The organism is Chitinophaga sp., from assembly GCF_036569125.1.
In the GTDB taxonomy this organism is placed as follows: Bacteria; Bacteroidota; Bacteroidia; order Chitinophagales; family Chitinophagaceae; genus Chitinophaga.
On record NZ_DATCRF010000429.1, the window covers coordinates 1 to 14,704 of the forward strand.

The window sequence follows — 14,704 nt, forward strand, 5'->3', positions numbered from 1 at the left end:
ATCAATTATCCTGTATTCCGCACGCATCATCTTACTTTCTGCATCCTGTTTTCAGAACAAATGATATGCCCTGCGCGGCAGCTGCTGCAAGATACTTTCAAACGCAGGCTGCAGCTGCGGGTATTGAAACGTAAAGCCGGCCTGCGTGATCCTTGCCGGCAGCACCCAGCGGCTTTTTAACAGCAGCTCTGTTTCAGTACCTATCATCCGTGCGCCCAGGGCCAGCATCCAGGTAGGAGCGGGCAGGCCTATATAATGCCCGCCGGCTTTGCGCAGCATTTGCATAAACGTTTTGTTTGGTACGGGATTGGGCGCGCTGCAATTAAAAGTACCGGATAGCTGCGGCTGTTCATATAACCAGGCAATCATGCGGCATACATCGGTAATGTGCACCCAGCTGAACATTTGCCGCCCATTACCCTGGTATCCGCCCAGCCCGAATTTCATGAGGTTCAGGTAAGGCGCCATCACACCGCCCTGATGGCCCAATGTAACGGCTATACGTAAAACAACCTTCCGTGTATGGGGCAGCGTTATATCGTTAAAGGTCTGTTCCCATTTTTTACAAACCTGTACAGAAAAATCGTTTTCAATTTCACCGGTGAATTCATCCATAGGCCGGTCTTCTGCATGCCGGTAAATAGTGGCAGATGCGGCGTTTACCCATAAACGCGGCGGGTGTGCCAGGCTGCGGATGGCTTCCCCTAATACCGTGGTAGCGTGGGTGCGGCTGTCGAAGATCTCTTTTTTATTGCGTTCCGTATACCGGCAGTTCACACTTTTACCGGTAAGATTGATCAGCAGATCCGCATTTTCCAGCCGGCTTGCCCAGTTCCCCAGGGTTTGGCCATCCCACGGTACATAGGTGACGCGGCCCTGGTCCGGTTTAGGATGGCGGGTCAGGATCACCAGGTCATTCTCTTTTCCAAAATGGTCTATCAGGCCCTGTCCTATAAAACCGGTGCCACCGGCCACCACGATCTTTTTATGTTGTAATAACGGTTTCATAACTTTCAATAATTATTGAAACATTGTGATAAAAATTTTTTACTTGAAGATCTTCAGCAGCGTACTATAGAACCAGCTCTCTTCTGACTTTACAAAAGAATTGATGGTTTTATCTGTATGATGCGCAAACTTGTTGATGTTCTGAATGGAATCTTTGAAAGACTTTACATATTTATCTTTTGCTTCGCCTTCCACATCCTGCAGCTGGTTAAGCACTTTCATAATGGGATCCAGCTCCCGTTTCTTCCGTTCTTTGGCAATGTAGGTAGCTACTTTCCAGATATCTTTTTCTGCGGAGAAAAATTCGCGGCGTTCTCCGGGCACCAGGATGCGTTCTACCAGGCCCCAGTTAATGAGCTCCCGTACGTTCATATTGGTATTGCCCCGGGAAATGTTCAGCTCCTGCATAATTTCATCTGCACTCAGGGGATCTGGCATAATAAGCAGCAGCGCATGGATCTGCGCCATGGTGCGGTTAATGCCCCATTGCGCGCCTAGTGAGCCCCAGGTTTGAATGAATTGTGCTTTTGCTTCTGCCAGTTTCATAGTCTTTCCCTTTTCAGTACCGAAGATAGGAGAAGTTTTTGAATTTTCAAAAGTTAGTGAAAGAAAAACGAAACGCCCGTTTGTTTCCTTTTGGTGTCTTTAAGTAAGCAACTCAATAAAAAGTGAAAAAGATATAGGTCCCGTGCTTCTTTTTTGCGTTGTGTAAAGAAGTAACGATAAAAATATTATCAAATGAATAACAATGATAATAAACGGTCTGTATTTGACTTTCTCAAAATGAGATATAAAACATCAGGCCGGGGAAAGCAAAGTACCATTCATCTTGCCATATTCGGAATAGTTATACTCCTGCTATTTGCTATGCTGTGTTGCACACTGGTGTTGATAAGCATACAGCTTAAGGCAGATAAATTAACAATACTGTTACTACCAATATCATTTATAATCAGGGCATTGAATAAGCTTATTAGAAAAGAGGGTCGCCATGATCAACGAATGCATTCACCCCATCGAATGCAACGCCACTCTGTTCCCCTCCGTATCCCTTATAATAGCATAATAACCCAGCTCCATTTCATCCGATACCGGCACTTTCTCCTGCTCCACATGCCCACCCGCGGCCGTAACACGCATCAGCACCAGGTTCAGATCATCACCGGCATTCAGGTACACCAGGCTTCCACGCTGACTGGGTATATAGTCCGGGCCATGCACAATAGCGCCTCCAATGCCGCCACCTTGCGGGTCAAATGGTAAAAAGCCCCTTTGATTAGGGCCCATAACGGAAACGGGCATCTCGTATTCAAAAAGCTGGCTATAGAACTGGCGGGCACGGTCAAAATCATTGACAGGTATTTCAAACCAGTTAAGGGTATTTACGGGCAATTTCATGACAGAACAGGATTAGGATGTTGGGGTATACTTAAATTTACTGAATTCAGCCGAACCGTCCAAGCGGAATAACGGCATACTGTTCATGATGGTTTCCGGGGGCGGCGCCGTTATACGGCAGGTTATCCTGCCTGTTCACCTACCAGGGGCATCAACCCGCCTGCAGATCTGCTGCAGCAATGAGATGTATCAAAAATAAACAGGTCATTTAAACAACCGGGCATCCCGGATAAAAAAGGGCGAAGCACCTGCTTCGCCCTTTCGTATAGTGATTTGCGTAAGTGCTATACCAGCATGGTCACCGGGTTTTCCAGGAATCCTTTCAGGGTAGCCAGGAAGCGGGCGCCTACTGCACCGTCTACAATACGGTGGTCGCAGCTCATAGTCAGCTTCATGATGTTCTGCACCTTGAACTGTCCTTTTTCTGATACTACGGTTTCTTTGATATTACCCACAGCCAGGATTGCGGAATCCGGCGGGTTAATAATAGCCGTGAACTCGTCTATACCCAGCATGCCCAGGTTGGAAATGCTGAAAGTATTGCCGCTGAACTCCTGCGGCTGCAGTTTTTTGTTCTTGGCTTTTTCATACAGCTCTTTAGCTTCACCGGCTATCTGGCTCAGGGATTTCTGATCTGCAAAACGGATCACCGGTACGATCAGGCCTTCGTCAATAGCTACGGCAGAACCAATATGGATATGCTGGTTGGTGCGGATAAAATCGCCCATCCAGCTGCTGTTTACGAAAGGATGCTGGCGAAGGGCCATGGCAGCGGCCTTGATCACCATATCATTAAAGGAAACTTTTACAGGAGAGATCTCGTTGATGGTTTTGCGGGCTTCCATTGCCTTGTCCATCACCACATCTATTTTCAGGTAGAAGTGAGGGGCAGTGAACTTGCTTTCGCTCAGGCGGCGGGCAATTACCTTGCGCATCTGGCTCAGCGGAGTATCGGTATAACCTTCCTGGCCGGCCGGTACAAATGCAGGAGCTGCACCACCTTTTGCCGCAGCAGGGGCGGTAGTAGCTGCCGGTTTAGCGCCGGGTACAAAGCTGTCCACATCTTTTTTCACAATACGGCCACCATCACCGCTGCCGGTTACCTGGTTAATGTCAATACCTTTTTCTTCTGCCAGCTTTTTGGCAAGAGGGGAGGCTTTCACGCGGCCATCCTTGGTGGCGCCATTACTTTCTGCGGGAGCAGCAGTAGCAGCGGTCTGCGGTTGGGCAGCATCACTTTTATTTTCAGCAGCTGCACCACCGGCTGCGGGAGCGGGAGATCCGCCTTCAGCTGCCAGTATAGCATCTACATTCGTTCCTTTTTTACCTACAATGGCTATAATGCCATTCACTTTAGCGGCTTCGCCTTCTTTTACGCCTACGTATAAAAGCTCACCGTCGGCATAACCGATCACTTCCATGGTAGCCTTATCGGTTTCCACTTCTGCCAGCACATCATCACTCTTAACGGTATCGCCTACTTTTTTATTCCATGCTACGATCTTGCCTTCTGTCATGGTATCGCTCAGCAGCGGCATACGGATCACCGTTGCATTCTTCAGCGCTTCGGCTGCTGCAGCGGCGTCGCCGGCCGGTTGGGCTTTTTGAGCAGGTGCTTCAGCCTTCGGCGCTTCTGCTTTAGGCGCAGGTGCTGCATCGGCCTTACCATTGGATGCAGGCGCTTTAGCGGCGCCGCCACCTTCCAGTAAAGGTTTATAATCTTCCCCGGCTTTACCTACAATAGCTATGATCTCATTTACTTTGGCAGCCTTTCCCTTTTCCACGCCTACATATAACAGCGTTCCCTCCACATATCCTATTACTTCCATGGTAGCCTTATCGGTTTCCACTTCAGCTATTACGTCGTCTGATTTTACGGTATCACCCACCTTTTTATGCCATTCCGCAATCACCCCTTCTGTCATCGTATCACTTAAAAGGGGCATTCTGATAACTTCTGCCATAGTCTTTAGTCAAAATTTTGCCCAAACCTACAAAAGAAAGTCGAAAGTCGAAAGTCGAATCTCAAAGTAAAGCCGGGAGTTATTAAGTAAGAAATGAGCGGTTAGCGCCAACGTAGTCAGCAATAACCGGTTTAAAAATCCAATTCCATGTTCAGCCGGTCCTTCAGCTCTTTGATCATGGGATAATGCTCCGCCATTAGCTGGAATTGTTCCCGGCTGCTTAGCGGCGCCGGTCCAATATCCTGGGTTTGCTGGCTTTCATCCAGCTGCAGGGTGAGAATAATAGCCGGGTTATTGAACTTACGTTTAAAAAAGTCGGAAATAGCCAGCTTTTCTTCCTCCATAAACCGGAACTGTACAATGTTCCGGCTTACGATCCCGATCTCTTCCTTTCCCAGCAGGTTAATAATGGCCAGCTGCAGGTTGCTCACCACCGTCATTTTATTGGCCTGCCGGAAAATGTCAATAAACTCTTCCCAGTACACGGCCAGCGCGCCTGCCGTAATGGGCACTGCTTCACGCACGGTGGTTTGCTGCTGTTTGGCCGCCAGGGCTTCCTTCATGGCTGCCAGGCCAGTAAGCTTACTGCCGGTAGCAGGCGCGCCCTGTTTAGCCGGCGCAGTGCGGTTTGCCGGCGCAGTATTATTATTGGCGGGTGTAGTATTGGCTGCGGCAGCAACAGGCGCAGTAGTTGCGGGTGAACTGGCGGCCGTTGCCGGCATCGTTTGCCCGGCGGCAGGTGTTGCCGGTGCAGCAGTAGCCGCTGTTTTAGCCGCCGGCGGGGTCTCTATTGTTAGCTTGGCGCCTTCATTTTGTGCAATGGAGGCCGCTGTGGCTGGTTTGCCGCTGGCTTTGGGCCCGGCTGCCTGGGCAAAAGGTGCGCGTAATTGCTGCGGCACCGCGCCATCAGGTACTAACTTTTTTTTTACCACTTCGCCCGACTGGTCATCGCCGGCCAGGGTAACAGCCTGCTGCAGGTAGCACAGCTTTATCAGCGCCATTTCCACATGCAGGCGTTTATTGCGCGCCATGCGGTAATTGATCTCCGTTTCATTCAGCAGGTGCAGGGCGGTGATCAGGTAGGCAGGGCTTATTTTGCCGGACAGCTGTTTGTACCGGTCCTTCAGGTTGCCGGATACTTCCAGCAGGTGCAGCACCTTTTCCTCCTTACACATTAATAAATTACGCAGGAACTCTGCCCAGCCGTTCAGGAAGTTATCCCCTTCAAAGCCTTTCTGCAGGATCTCGTCAAATATCAGCAGGGCGCCGGCTACATCCTGCTGCAGCACGGCATCCATTACTTTAAAGAAATAGTCGTAGTCCAGTATGTTCAGGTGCTCCAGCGTATTCTGATACGTGAGGCGCCCGCCGGTAAAGCTTACGATCTTATCCAGGGTGCTCAGGGAATCACGCATACAGCCGTCTGTTTTCTGGGCTACCAGGTGCAGGGCGTCGGCTTCTGCCTGGATATGCTCTTTCTCGCAGATCTCGTGCAGGTGATCTACCGTATCCTGTATAGTAATGCGCTTAAAGTCAAAGATCTGGCAACGGCTCAGGATCGTGGGAAGGATCTTGTGCTTTTCTGTGGTGGCCAGGATGAAAATAGCGTAGGAGGGCGGCTCCTCCAGGGTTTTCAGGAATGCGTTAAAGGCGGATGAGCTGAGCATGTGCACCTCATCTATAATATAGATCTTATACTTACCGGCCTGCGGTGCAAAACGTACCTGCTCTACCAGGGTACGGATATCATCCACCGAGTTGTTGGAAGCCGCATCCAGCTCATGAATATTAAAAGAGCTGCCTTCATTGAACGATTTGCAGGAGTGGCACTCATTACAGGCCTCTCCGTCCGGTTGAAGGTTCTCACAATTAATGGTTTTGGCCAGTATACGGGCACAGGTGGTTTTACCAACCCCCCGCGGACCGCAGAACAGGAAGGCATGCGCCAGCTGGTTATTACGGATCGCGTTTTTAAGCGTAGTGGTAATGTGGGATTGTCCTACTACGGTAGAAAAATTCTGAGGACGGTATTTACGGGCCGAAACGATAAAATTCTCCATATGCAAGCATTCGCAAAGCCCGAAAGTACACATTTTTTCGGACTGTTATCCGCCCGGCGGCGCAGCTTGCCGGTGGCCGGATGCTAAGCGGATATGTAACGAAAAGCAGGACAGATCAGCGGTTCAGCCCCCTCTTTTTTTATGGACCTGAAACCGTTTGCAAGAATTAAAATTTACCATGTCTGTAAATTTCTTTAATTTTCTTGCTGATACCCAATCGTTAATTCCCGACCGGTATCCCTTTGAAATAACTATAAACCAAAAGTAGGGGAGTGAATGTTTTACCCGTATGTACAATAAGTCGCAGCTGATCTATTAGGATCCTTCCAGGTTATCTGTTGAAAAGAGACAATACACCATGTATCAAATTTTAATTTAATTAAATGCGCTTTTTACGTATTGCACTGTTTGTCCTGTTGGCCTGTAAATTAATTGTTGGTGTGACAGCTTTCTATTACCATCGTCATAACATGAACCAACTACGGCAGGCTATGCACCAGTTAGAGCTGGAAAATAGCGCTATGCCTGCAATGGATGCTGCGCAAAAGCAGGCCTTGCAAGCCCGGCAAGCCGCCATTATGGCCGATTTCAATGAGCGCAGCGTAGATATGGAGAATATTGTGCTGCTGGTAATCGCATTACTGGAGCTTACAGCAGTGGTAACCGGCATTATCTGGTGGGACTACCACCGTAAGGATAAACGGCTTAAGAAAGAAAAACAGCATGCGCAGAATGCTGCCAAAGCCCGCTCCGTATTCCTGGCCAATATGAGCCATGAGATCCGCTCCCCATTAAACTCTATTGTAGGTTTTACCGAACAACTGGCGCATACTCCTTTACAGGAAAACCAGCATGAGCTGTTACATGCCGTAGAGGTATCTGCCGGCATGCTCATGGATGTGGTGAATGATGTATTGGATTTTTCAAAGCTGGACAGCGATTATATTTCCATTCATAAGCAGCCCTTTACATTATACCAGGCCCTGGCAGATGTAACGAATACCCTGCGCATACAGGCCACCAGCAAGCAGCTGCAGCTGCATTTTTCCTTTACGGGCAACCAGCAGCAGCATGTGTCGGGCGATGTGTTCCGCCTGAAACAGATCCTGGTGAACCTGTTGGGCAATGCCATCAAATACACAGAGACAGGGAGTATTACCGTAACCGCTAAGCTGGAGAGTACCGGTAAGCAGGGGTTATTGTCCCTGTCTGTGGAAGATACCGGCCCGGGTGTGCCGCCGGAAGTGCTGCCCCGCATTTTTGAACGGTTTTACCAGGTACATTCCGCCCACCATAAGCCTGGCGGTACCGGCCTGGGACTGGCTATTACCCAGCGCCTGGTGCAGCTGCACGGTGGCAGCATCAGCGTGGAGAGTGAAGTAGGCAAAGGCACGCGCTTCAGCTGCCAGATCCCTTATGAGCTGGCCACCCCTGCACAAACAGTGATTATTACCCAGCATGATATTGAGCAAATGACGGGCAACCAGCTGGAAGGACTATATGTGCTGATAGCCGACGACCAGGAAATGAACCTGCTGCTGCTGAAAATAATGCTTACCCGCTGGAAATGCCGGTTTGATATGGCCAGGGATGGCGCCGTAGCCTATGAGCTGTACCAGACCAATAACTACGACCTGATACTGCTGGACCTGCAAATGCCGGAAATGAGCGGGCTGGAAGTGGTGCAGCACATCCGTGCCGATAAAGACACCAAAAAAGCAAAAGTCCCGGTTGTGGTGCTCACCGCTGATATTGGCCGGCACGATGAAGAAGCCTTCCGCAAAGCCGGGTTTAATGACTGGCTGCTGAAACCCTTTAAGGAGAGAGAGATTTATAAAAGCATTCTGAAACAGCTGCCCCGGGCCAGAATGCAGGCGAATTAACTAATGTGCAGATGTGCAGATATGCGGATGTGCAAATGATGGTCTCCGCTGCATTTCATCTGCACATTTGCATATTTGTAATTTGCACATCACATCAGCGCAAATGCTGGTCTCCGCTGCATTCCATCTGCACATTTGCATATTTACAATTTGCACATTACACCAGCGCAAAATGCTGGTCTCCGCTGCATTCCATCTGCACATTTGCATATTTATAATTTGCACATCACACCAGCGGATGCCGTTTAAACTCCTTCGTCCGGTCAAATAAATAACGGTAGGTAGTAAGCTGGCGGCTGCGGTAAGCGCCCAGGTTCTCGCCAATATTGAGCATTTTGGGATTAAAATCACCGATCCACTGCATTTCATAATCCTCATACAGGTGCTCTCCCTGTATCAGTTTGGCGCCTTCCACGATCATGTAAGCATCCACCCCCTTGCCCTGGAACTCCGGAACAACGCCAAACACAATACCCGTGAATTTGCGGCATTGGTGGGTATACTTCATCCACAGCAGCTGCAGCTTTTGCCATAACCCGAACTTTCCGTTCATATGTTTGAAGAACTGGTTCAGCTCCGGCAGGTTTAACCAGCAGGCAATAGGCTCATTGTTGTGGTAAACAAACCATACCAGTTTTTCATCCATCACCGGTTTCATTTGCTTAAAGATCTGCAGGGCCTGCGCCTGGGTTACCTCTTTGCCGCCGTCATGGCTGGCCCAGGCTTTATTATAGATGGTGCAAAAATCTTCCGCATATTTTTCCAGCTTATTTTTTTTCAGGTACTGTGCCTTGTAGGCAGGGTCCCTGGCCAGGGCATCATGGCGGGTATAGAATTTATCCTGCAGCTGCACCCCAACATTTATGGCAAAGCAGATCTGGTAAAAGAAAGGCCGGAAACCATAGGTTTCAAACAGGTCTTTGTAATAAGGCGGGTTGTAGTTCATACAGTACAGGGGTTCATGAAACCCCTCCGTAAGCAGGCCCCACCAGTTATTACGCTCACCAAAGTTAATAGGGCCGTCCATAGCGCCCATGCCCCTTTCCTGCAGCCAGTGTTTGGCGGTGTCAAATAAAAGGTTGGCGGCTGCCTGGTCGTGCACGCAATCAAAAAAGCCGATGCCCCCGGTAAGCTGCTCATCACCCTTAGTGCGGTATTTGCTGTTCACAAAAGCTGCGATCCGGCCAATCCATTGTCCCTGCTTGTTCTTTAACAGCCAGCGTACACATTCCCCATGCCGGAAGGTTTTGTTCTTCTGCGGGTCAAATACAACATTAATATCTTTATCCAACGGACGGATCCATTGGGAGTTATGTTTGTTAAGGTCTACGTGGATCTGTATAAACAGCCGGGCGGTTTGTTCGTTATCTACTTTGATGAGCTCCATAGGGGAGCAAAAATAAGGAAGTCGGGGAAATGAAGCGAAAGGATGTATAAAGCAATTTTATCATGGCATCATTTTTTCTAATTGCCAGGATAAGCCCGGTAAAAACAGGTACAATACCATTAACAACTATTCCAGATGAAAAAAACATCACCTTTCCTTTATACGATCATCTTTTTCTTTGTAGCCGTTATCCTGGGACTGGGCTATTACCGCCAGCAGCAGCGGGTACGCAAGGTATTACAGCAAAACGAGCGCCTGCTGAATGAGAACCGCGATCTGAAACAAAGCCTGAACCTGGCCAGTGGAGCGGCCCAGCAGATAGCCGACCGTAAAGACCAGCAGCAGCGCGTGCAGGGCAAGTTTGTGGAGCGCCGCACCTATTACCGCCGTAACTGGAAGCAGTTTATTTCCGTTAATACCAGCGACTACAAAACCGGCTTCTTCGGCGGTATCAAAAACCTGCAGGTGATCGTGAAAAACCAGACAGAGTACCCGCTGGACAACGTGGTGGTAAGCGTGCAATACCTGCGCAGTAACGGGGATGTATTCAAAACAGAACAATATACGGTGAATGATATACCGGCTAAGGCAACCCGCGCCGTGGATGCTGCCGGCAGCCGCAAAGGCATGAAGGTGCAGCTGAAGCTGATCAGCATTACCAGCCAGGCCATGAACTTTTGCTGGGCATTTAATAAACCTGCCCCCGAAGGCAACCCTGATCCTTTTCAGTGTGTTGCTGACTAACATGATCAGGTATAAAAAAGAAGAGGGAAATAAGATTATGATGATCTTATTTCCCTCTTTTTAATCTCCTGTATGGTACTTCCTATTTCATCTTATCCTCGCTGTATCCTTCCTCCTCCGCCACCGCCATTGTTGTCGTTAACACGGCGTGGGGCTGGTGCAGGCGCAGGCCTGGGGGCCGATGGCTGCTGCATACGCGGTTCAGGGCGTGGAGCAGGAGCTGGCATGGACCGTTGCTGCTGCGGTGCAGGAAAACTCCTGGGTTGCGGCGCCGGACTGGTCCTGGGCTCTGGCCTTGGCGCAGGTGATGAAGGCTGTGTCCTTGGCATGGGAGCAGTTACAGGAGCAGCTGCCGGGCGGTTGCTTGGCTCGTTGAATATTCGCCGGGGCGGATTATTGTTCGGAGCCGGGTTGTTAACTGGATTACTGGGCCGGTTCGGTGCTGGATTATTAGGAGCCGGTGTTACCGGACGGTTATTGTTGTTATCAATCCCCCGGTTATTGTCGAATATACGCCTGGGCGCATTTCTGTCAGGAGTGTTAACCGGCTGATTGTTATTCGGCACATTAGCAGGCGGGTTCACCCGGTTATCGTCATTGTTATCAAATATCCGGCGGGTTCTGCCCGGTGCACCCGGCTGGGTAACGTTATTATTGTTGTTAGGCGCGGGAGTTACCCGGTTTCCATTATTGTTATTACTGTTAATCCTGGTAGGATTATTTCCCCGGTTGTTATCAGCCAGCGGGCGGCGCAGCTCTGCACCCTGCGGGCGGAAAATGCGCATCTGGTTGTTACTAAGACTGCCGCTACCCGGGCGGTCGCTGTTCACTACCCGTACCGGGGTAATAGGCCGGCGCGTTACCCTTTCCACATCCCGCACTTCAGGGCCGCGGTAGTAACGGTTATTATTCACCACGCGCACATTATTGATCACAGTCGTATTGTTAATGATGGTTACGTTGCGGCTGCGGGGCACGTAATACTGGTGAATGCTGGGACTGCTTATGTATGCACAAGGCACAAATGACCAGTAAGCCGTCGGAATGTTCACACTTACCCCAATGCTCATACCCGGTGTTAACGGCGCCCAGCCGTAATAATCCGGGCTGTTACGCCAGCTAACCCATGCAGGGCCCCATTCTGCGCCCGGCACCCATAACCATCCGTAATTATTATCAAAGGCCCAGCGGCCGTAGTGGAAAGGCGCCCAACCCCAGGGGTAGTCGCTCATCCAGGTCCAGCCGTAGTCTGTATATACCCAGTGACCGTTAGTAGAGTAGGGCTGAAAGTCCCGCCCGGCATTAGGCACCCATACCTGTCCGTATTGTCCGTAGTTCATCCATTGTCCATATGGGCTTAAGGCGTCATAAAAGGCCGAAAAAGATACATTTCCCTGCTGGTAAGGATCGGGGTCATAATTTTGATCATAACCCTGGTCATAGTATTGTTGTGGTCTGGCCGTAGCGCAACTGTCGGCTAATGTGGTGATGGTAAAGCTGGCAATAATTACGCTCGCATAGAAGCTTATCTTGCTTTTCATATCGCATACTTTTAAAAGGTATCAGGAAAATCTGTCACGCATTTCCTAAGGTTGTTTTGTACATTACAAATAATGCTATTATCGTACCAGAGGCGCGCTACCGGCACTTTCTTAACGCTATTTAACGGTCAGGCAGGGGATTTTAGGACGACCTTAACATTTATACGGTGTAACACGCAGTTTGGCAGGTGAATATTGTGCAGTGAGCGAAGAAAATAAGGGAAATAGCGATAAACAGGATGACCAGGAATTGGTTTGGTATTAGGTTATTTATATATTTGAATTTGACTCCGACGAATCCGGGCGTTTATTTGAATTTTACCCCTTTAACCATTACCTTTGCGCCAAATTTTATAAACCGCTCATTTAAAGATTTATAAATAGCAATAATATATGCCTAACACAGGTAAGATCAAGCAAATTATCGGTCCCGTAGTGGACGTGCATTTTGAAGGAAAATTACCCGAAATCTACAACGCCCTGGAAGTAACCCGTGAAAATGGTCAGAAAGTAGTATTGGAAGTGCAGCAGCACCTGGGTGAAGACAGCGTTCGCTGTGTAGCCATGGACTCTACAGATGGTTTCGTAAGAGGAATGGCCGTATCTGATAAGGGCACTCCTATTAAAATGCCTGTTGGCGACCAGATCAAAGGACGCTTGTTCAATGTGGTAGGTGAAGCAATTGACGGTTTGGGTGATATTGATACTGCCAATGGCTACCCCATTCACCGCCAGCCGCCCCGTTTTGAAGACCTGGCTACCGATACAGAAGTACTGTACACCGGTATCAAGGTAATTGACCTGATCGAGCCCTATGCAAAAGGTGGTAAGATCGGTTTGTTCGGTGGTGCGGGTGTAGGTAAAACCGTATTGATCCAGGAGCTGATCAACAACATTGCAAAAGGTTACGAAGGTTTATCAGTATTTGCCGGCGTAGGTGAGCGTACCCGTGAAGGGAACGATCTGATGCGTGAAATGATCGAAGCCGGTATTGTAAAATATGGTGAAAAATTCCAGGAATCCATGGAGCATGGAGGCTGGGAGCTGGGCGCAGTAGATATGCAGGCGCTGAAGAACTCACAGGCTACCTTTATCTTTGGCCAGATGAACGAACCCCCCGGAGCCCGCGCACGTGTGGCCCTGTCCGGTTTAACCATTGCAGAATATTTCCGTGACGGAGATGGTTCTGCCAGCGGCGGCCGCGATATCCTTTTCTTCGTAGATAACATCTTCCGTTTTACCCAGGCAGGTTCCGAAGTATCCGCACTGTTAGGCCGTATGCCTTCTGCGGTGGGTTACCAGCCTACTTTGGCCACGGAAATGGGTTTGATGCAGGAACGTATCACCTCTACCAAGAACGGTTCTATTACCTCCGTACAGGCAGTATATGTACCTGCGGATGACTTAACGGATCCTGCTCCCGCAACAACCTTTGCCCACCTGGATGCTACCACCGTACTGGATCGTAAGATCTCCGACTTAGGTATCTATCCTGCTGTGAGCCCGCTGGATTCTACTTCACGTATCTTATCGCCTGCCATTGTAGGTGAAGCACACTATAACTGCGCACAAAGGGTGAAAATGATCCTGCAGCGTTATAAAGAGTTACAGGATATCATCGCCATCCTGGGTATGGATGAGCTGAGTGATGAAGATAAGCTGACCGTATTACGCGCACGCCGTGTACAACGTTTCCTGTCACAGCCTTTCCACGTGGCAGAACAGTTTACCGGTCTGAAAGGTGTGCTGGTTCCCATTGAAGAAACGATCCGCGGTTTTAACATGATCATGGATGGTGAAGTAGATGAGTATCCGGAAGCTGCCTTTAACCTGGTAGGTACTATTGATGATGCCATTGAAAAAGGTAAAAAACTGCTGGAAGCAGCTAAAAATTAATTAATAATGAAGAATGAATAATTAATAACCCGCATAGCTCAGTGTTATTATTGATACATTCTTCGTTCTTGATTATTAATTATTAATTTTTAATTCTTAATTATAATGTTGCTTGAAGTTTTAACACCTGAAAGAAAGCTGTTCACCGGAGAAGTGTACGGCGTGCAGCTGCCGGGTATAGATGGCTCTTTTGAAGTGCTGAACCGCCATGCGCCGCTGATCGCTGCTTTAGGCAAAGGCAAAATGAAGGTGCTGAAAGATAAAGTGCAGGCAGAGTATTTTCAGATAGAAGGCGGCTTTGTGGAAGTGCTGCGCAATAAAGCAACTGTGCTGGTAGAAGGAGCGTCATTAATTAGTTGATAAGTAGATATGCAAATGTGCAGATGGTCATCATTTGCACATCTTCATATTTGCACATCTGCACATATAACAAACAGGCCGGGTATGATTACCCGGCCTTTGTTTTTGTCCTAACTATTCCAATCTAAGAAGACCCCGTTTAAAGCGCAGTAGGAATACTGGCCGGGTTATTCAACGAGCAGGTTATTGCCGGTTATGATAATTACATTACATAATTACCATGCAGCAGGCATATAACCCTATTCCTATGAAAATGAATATATTTAAGCGCCTCTGAACGGTAGCTGCCGTTACAGAAGTACAGGTGTATCTTCAATAAGTTTTTGGGTGTTTTTTTTATATATTATCCGATGCAAGCTGGCCTAAAAGAGACCTACCGTTATCGTTTTCATAGGTTTAGCTATTCGGTACTAATGCTTTCGTTGCTCCTGCTCTCACAGTTGAAAAATGGGTTAAAATGCAT

Annotated in this window: 11 protein-coding genes; 4 read left to right on the top strand and 7 right to left on the bottom strand. The window is 48.7% G+C overall.

Annotated elements, in window-relative coordinates; all coding sequences use genetic code 11:
• Positions 1-51 precede the first annotated feature (51 nt).
• The 5 genes from VIM87_RS15945 to VIM87_RS15965 form a co-directional block, all read right to left on the bottom strand.
• Positions 52-1,008, bottom strand: a complete 957-nt coding sequence (locus VIM87_RS15945) for a TIGR01777 family oxidoreductase (RefSeq protein WP_331997955.1) — start codon at positions 1,006-1,008, stop codon at positions 52-54.
• 39 nt (positions 1,009-1,047) lie between these two features.
• Positions 1,048-1,554: a GbsR/MarR family transcriptional regulator gene (locus tag VIM87_RS15950; RefSeq protein WP_089906193.1), complete on the bottom strand. Its 507-nt coding sequence runs from the start codon at positions 1,552-1,554 to the stop codon at positions 1,048-1,050.
• A gap of 462 nt (positions 1,555-2,016) precedes the next feature.
• The gene (locus tag VIM87_RS15955) at positions 2,017-2,406 is read right to left on the bottom strand and encodes a VOC family protein (protein WP_331997956.1); all 390 of its coding nucleotides are present in this window, start codon (positions 2,404-2,406) and stop codon (positions 2,017-2,019) included.
• Between the two features lie 284 nt (positions 2,407-2,690).
• Positions 2,691-4,370, bottom strand: a complete 1,680-nt coding sequence (locus tag VIM87_RS15960; protein ID WP_331997957.1) for a pyruvate dehydrogenase complex dihydrolipoamide acetyltransferase — start codon at positions 4,368-4,370, stop codon at positions 2,691-2,693.
• Between the two features lie 131 nt (positions 4,371-4,501).
• Positions 4,502-6,430 (bottom strand): DNA polymerase III subunit gamma/tau, encoded by a 1,929-nt coding sequence (locus VIM87_RS15965; protein ID WP_331997958.1) that lies wholly within the window; start codon positions 6,428-6,430, stop codon positions 4,502-4,504.
• Between the two features lie 470 nt (positions 6,431-6,900).
• Between VIM87_RS15965 and VIM87_RS15970 the strand changes: the two genes are divergently transcribed.
• The gene (locus VIM87_RS15970; protein ID WP_331997959.1) at positions 6,901-8,313 is read left to right on the top strand and encodes an ATP-binding response regulator; all 1,413 of its coding nucleotides are present in this window, start codon (positions 6,901-6,903) and stop codon (positions 8,311-8,313) included.
• 226 nt (positions 8,314-8,539) lie between these two features.
• Here VIM87_RS15970 and VIM87_RS15975 read toward each other — a convergent pair whose 3' ends face one another.
• Positions 8,540-9,700, bottom strand: coding sequence for a hypothetical protein (locus VIM87_RS15975; protein WP_331997960.1), 1,161 nt, complete (start codon positions 9,698-9,700; stop codon positions 8,540-8,542).
• Positions 9,701-9,835: 135 nt separating this feature from the next.
• Here VIM87_RS15975 and VIM87_RS15980 point away from each other — a divergent pair, with 135 nt between their 5' ends.
• On the top strand, positions 9,836-10,444 hold the full coding sequence (locus tag VIM87_RS15980; protein WP_331997961.1) for a hypothetical protein: 609 nt from the start codon (positions 9,836-9,838) through the stop codon (positions 10,442-10,444).
• Between the two features lie 92 nt (positions 10,445-10,536).
• On the opposite strand, the gene VIM87_RS15985 is transcribed toward VIM87_RS15980, so the two are convergent.
• Complete coding sequence (locus VIM87_RS15985; protein WP_331997962.1) at positions 10,537-11,985, bottom strand: DUF6600 domain-containing protein; 1,449 nt, start codon at positions 11,983-11,985, stop codon at positions 10,537-10,539.
• A gap of 393 nt (positions 11,986-12,378) precedes the next feature.
• Here VIM87_RS15985 and atpD point away from each other — a divergent pair, with 393 nt between their 5' ends.
• Together atpD and atpC are read left to right on the top strand one after the other, a co-directional pair.
• The gene (gene atpD / locus VIM87_RS15990) at positions 12,379-13,881 is read left to right on the top strand and encodes a F0F1 ATP synthase subunit beta (protein ID WP_331997963.1); all 1,503 of its coding nucleotides are present in this window, start codon (positions 12,379-12,381) and stop codon (positions 13,879-13,881) included.
• Positions 13,882-13,986: 105 nt separating this feature from the next.
• The gene (gene atpC / locus VIM87_RS15995) at positions 13,987-14,241 is read left to right on the top strand and encodes an ATP synthase F1 subunit epsilon (protein ID WP_217601942.1); all 255 of its coding nucleotides are present in this window, start codon (positions 13,987-13,989) and stop codon (positions 14,239-14,241) included.
• Positions 14,242-14,704: the final 463 nt, after the last annotated feature.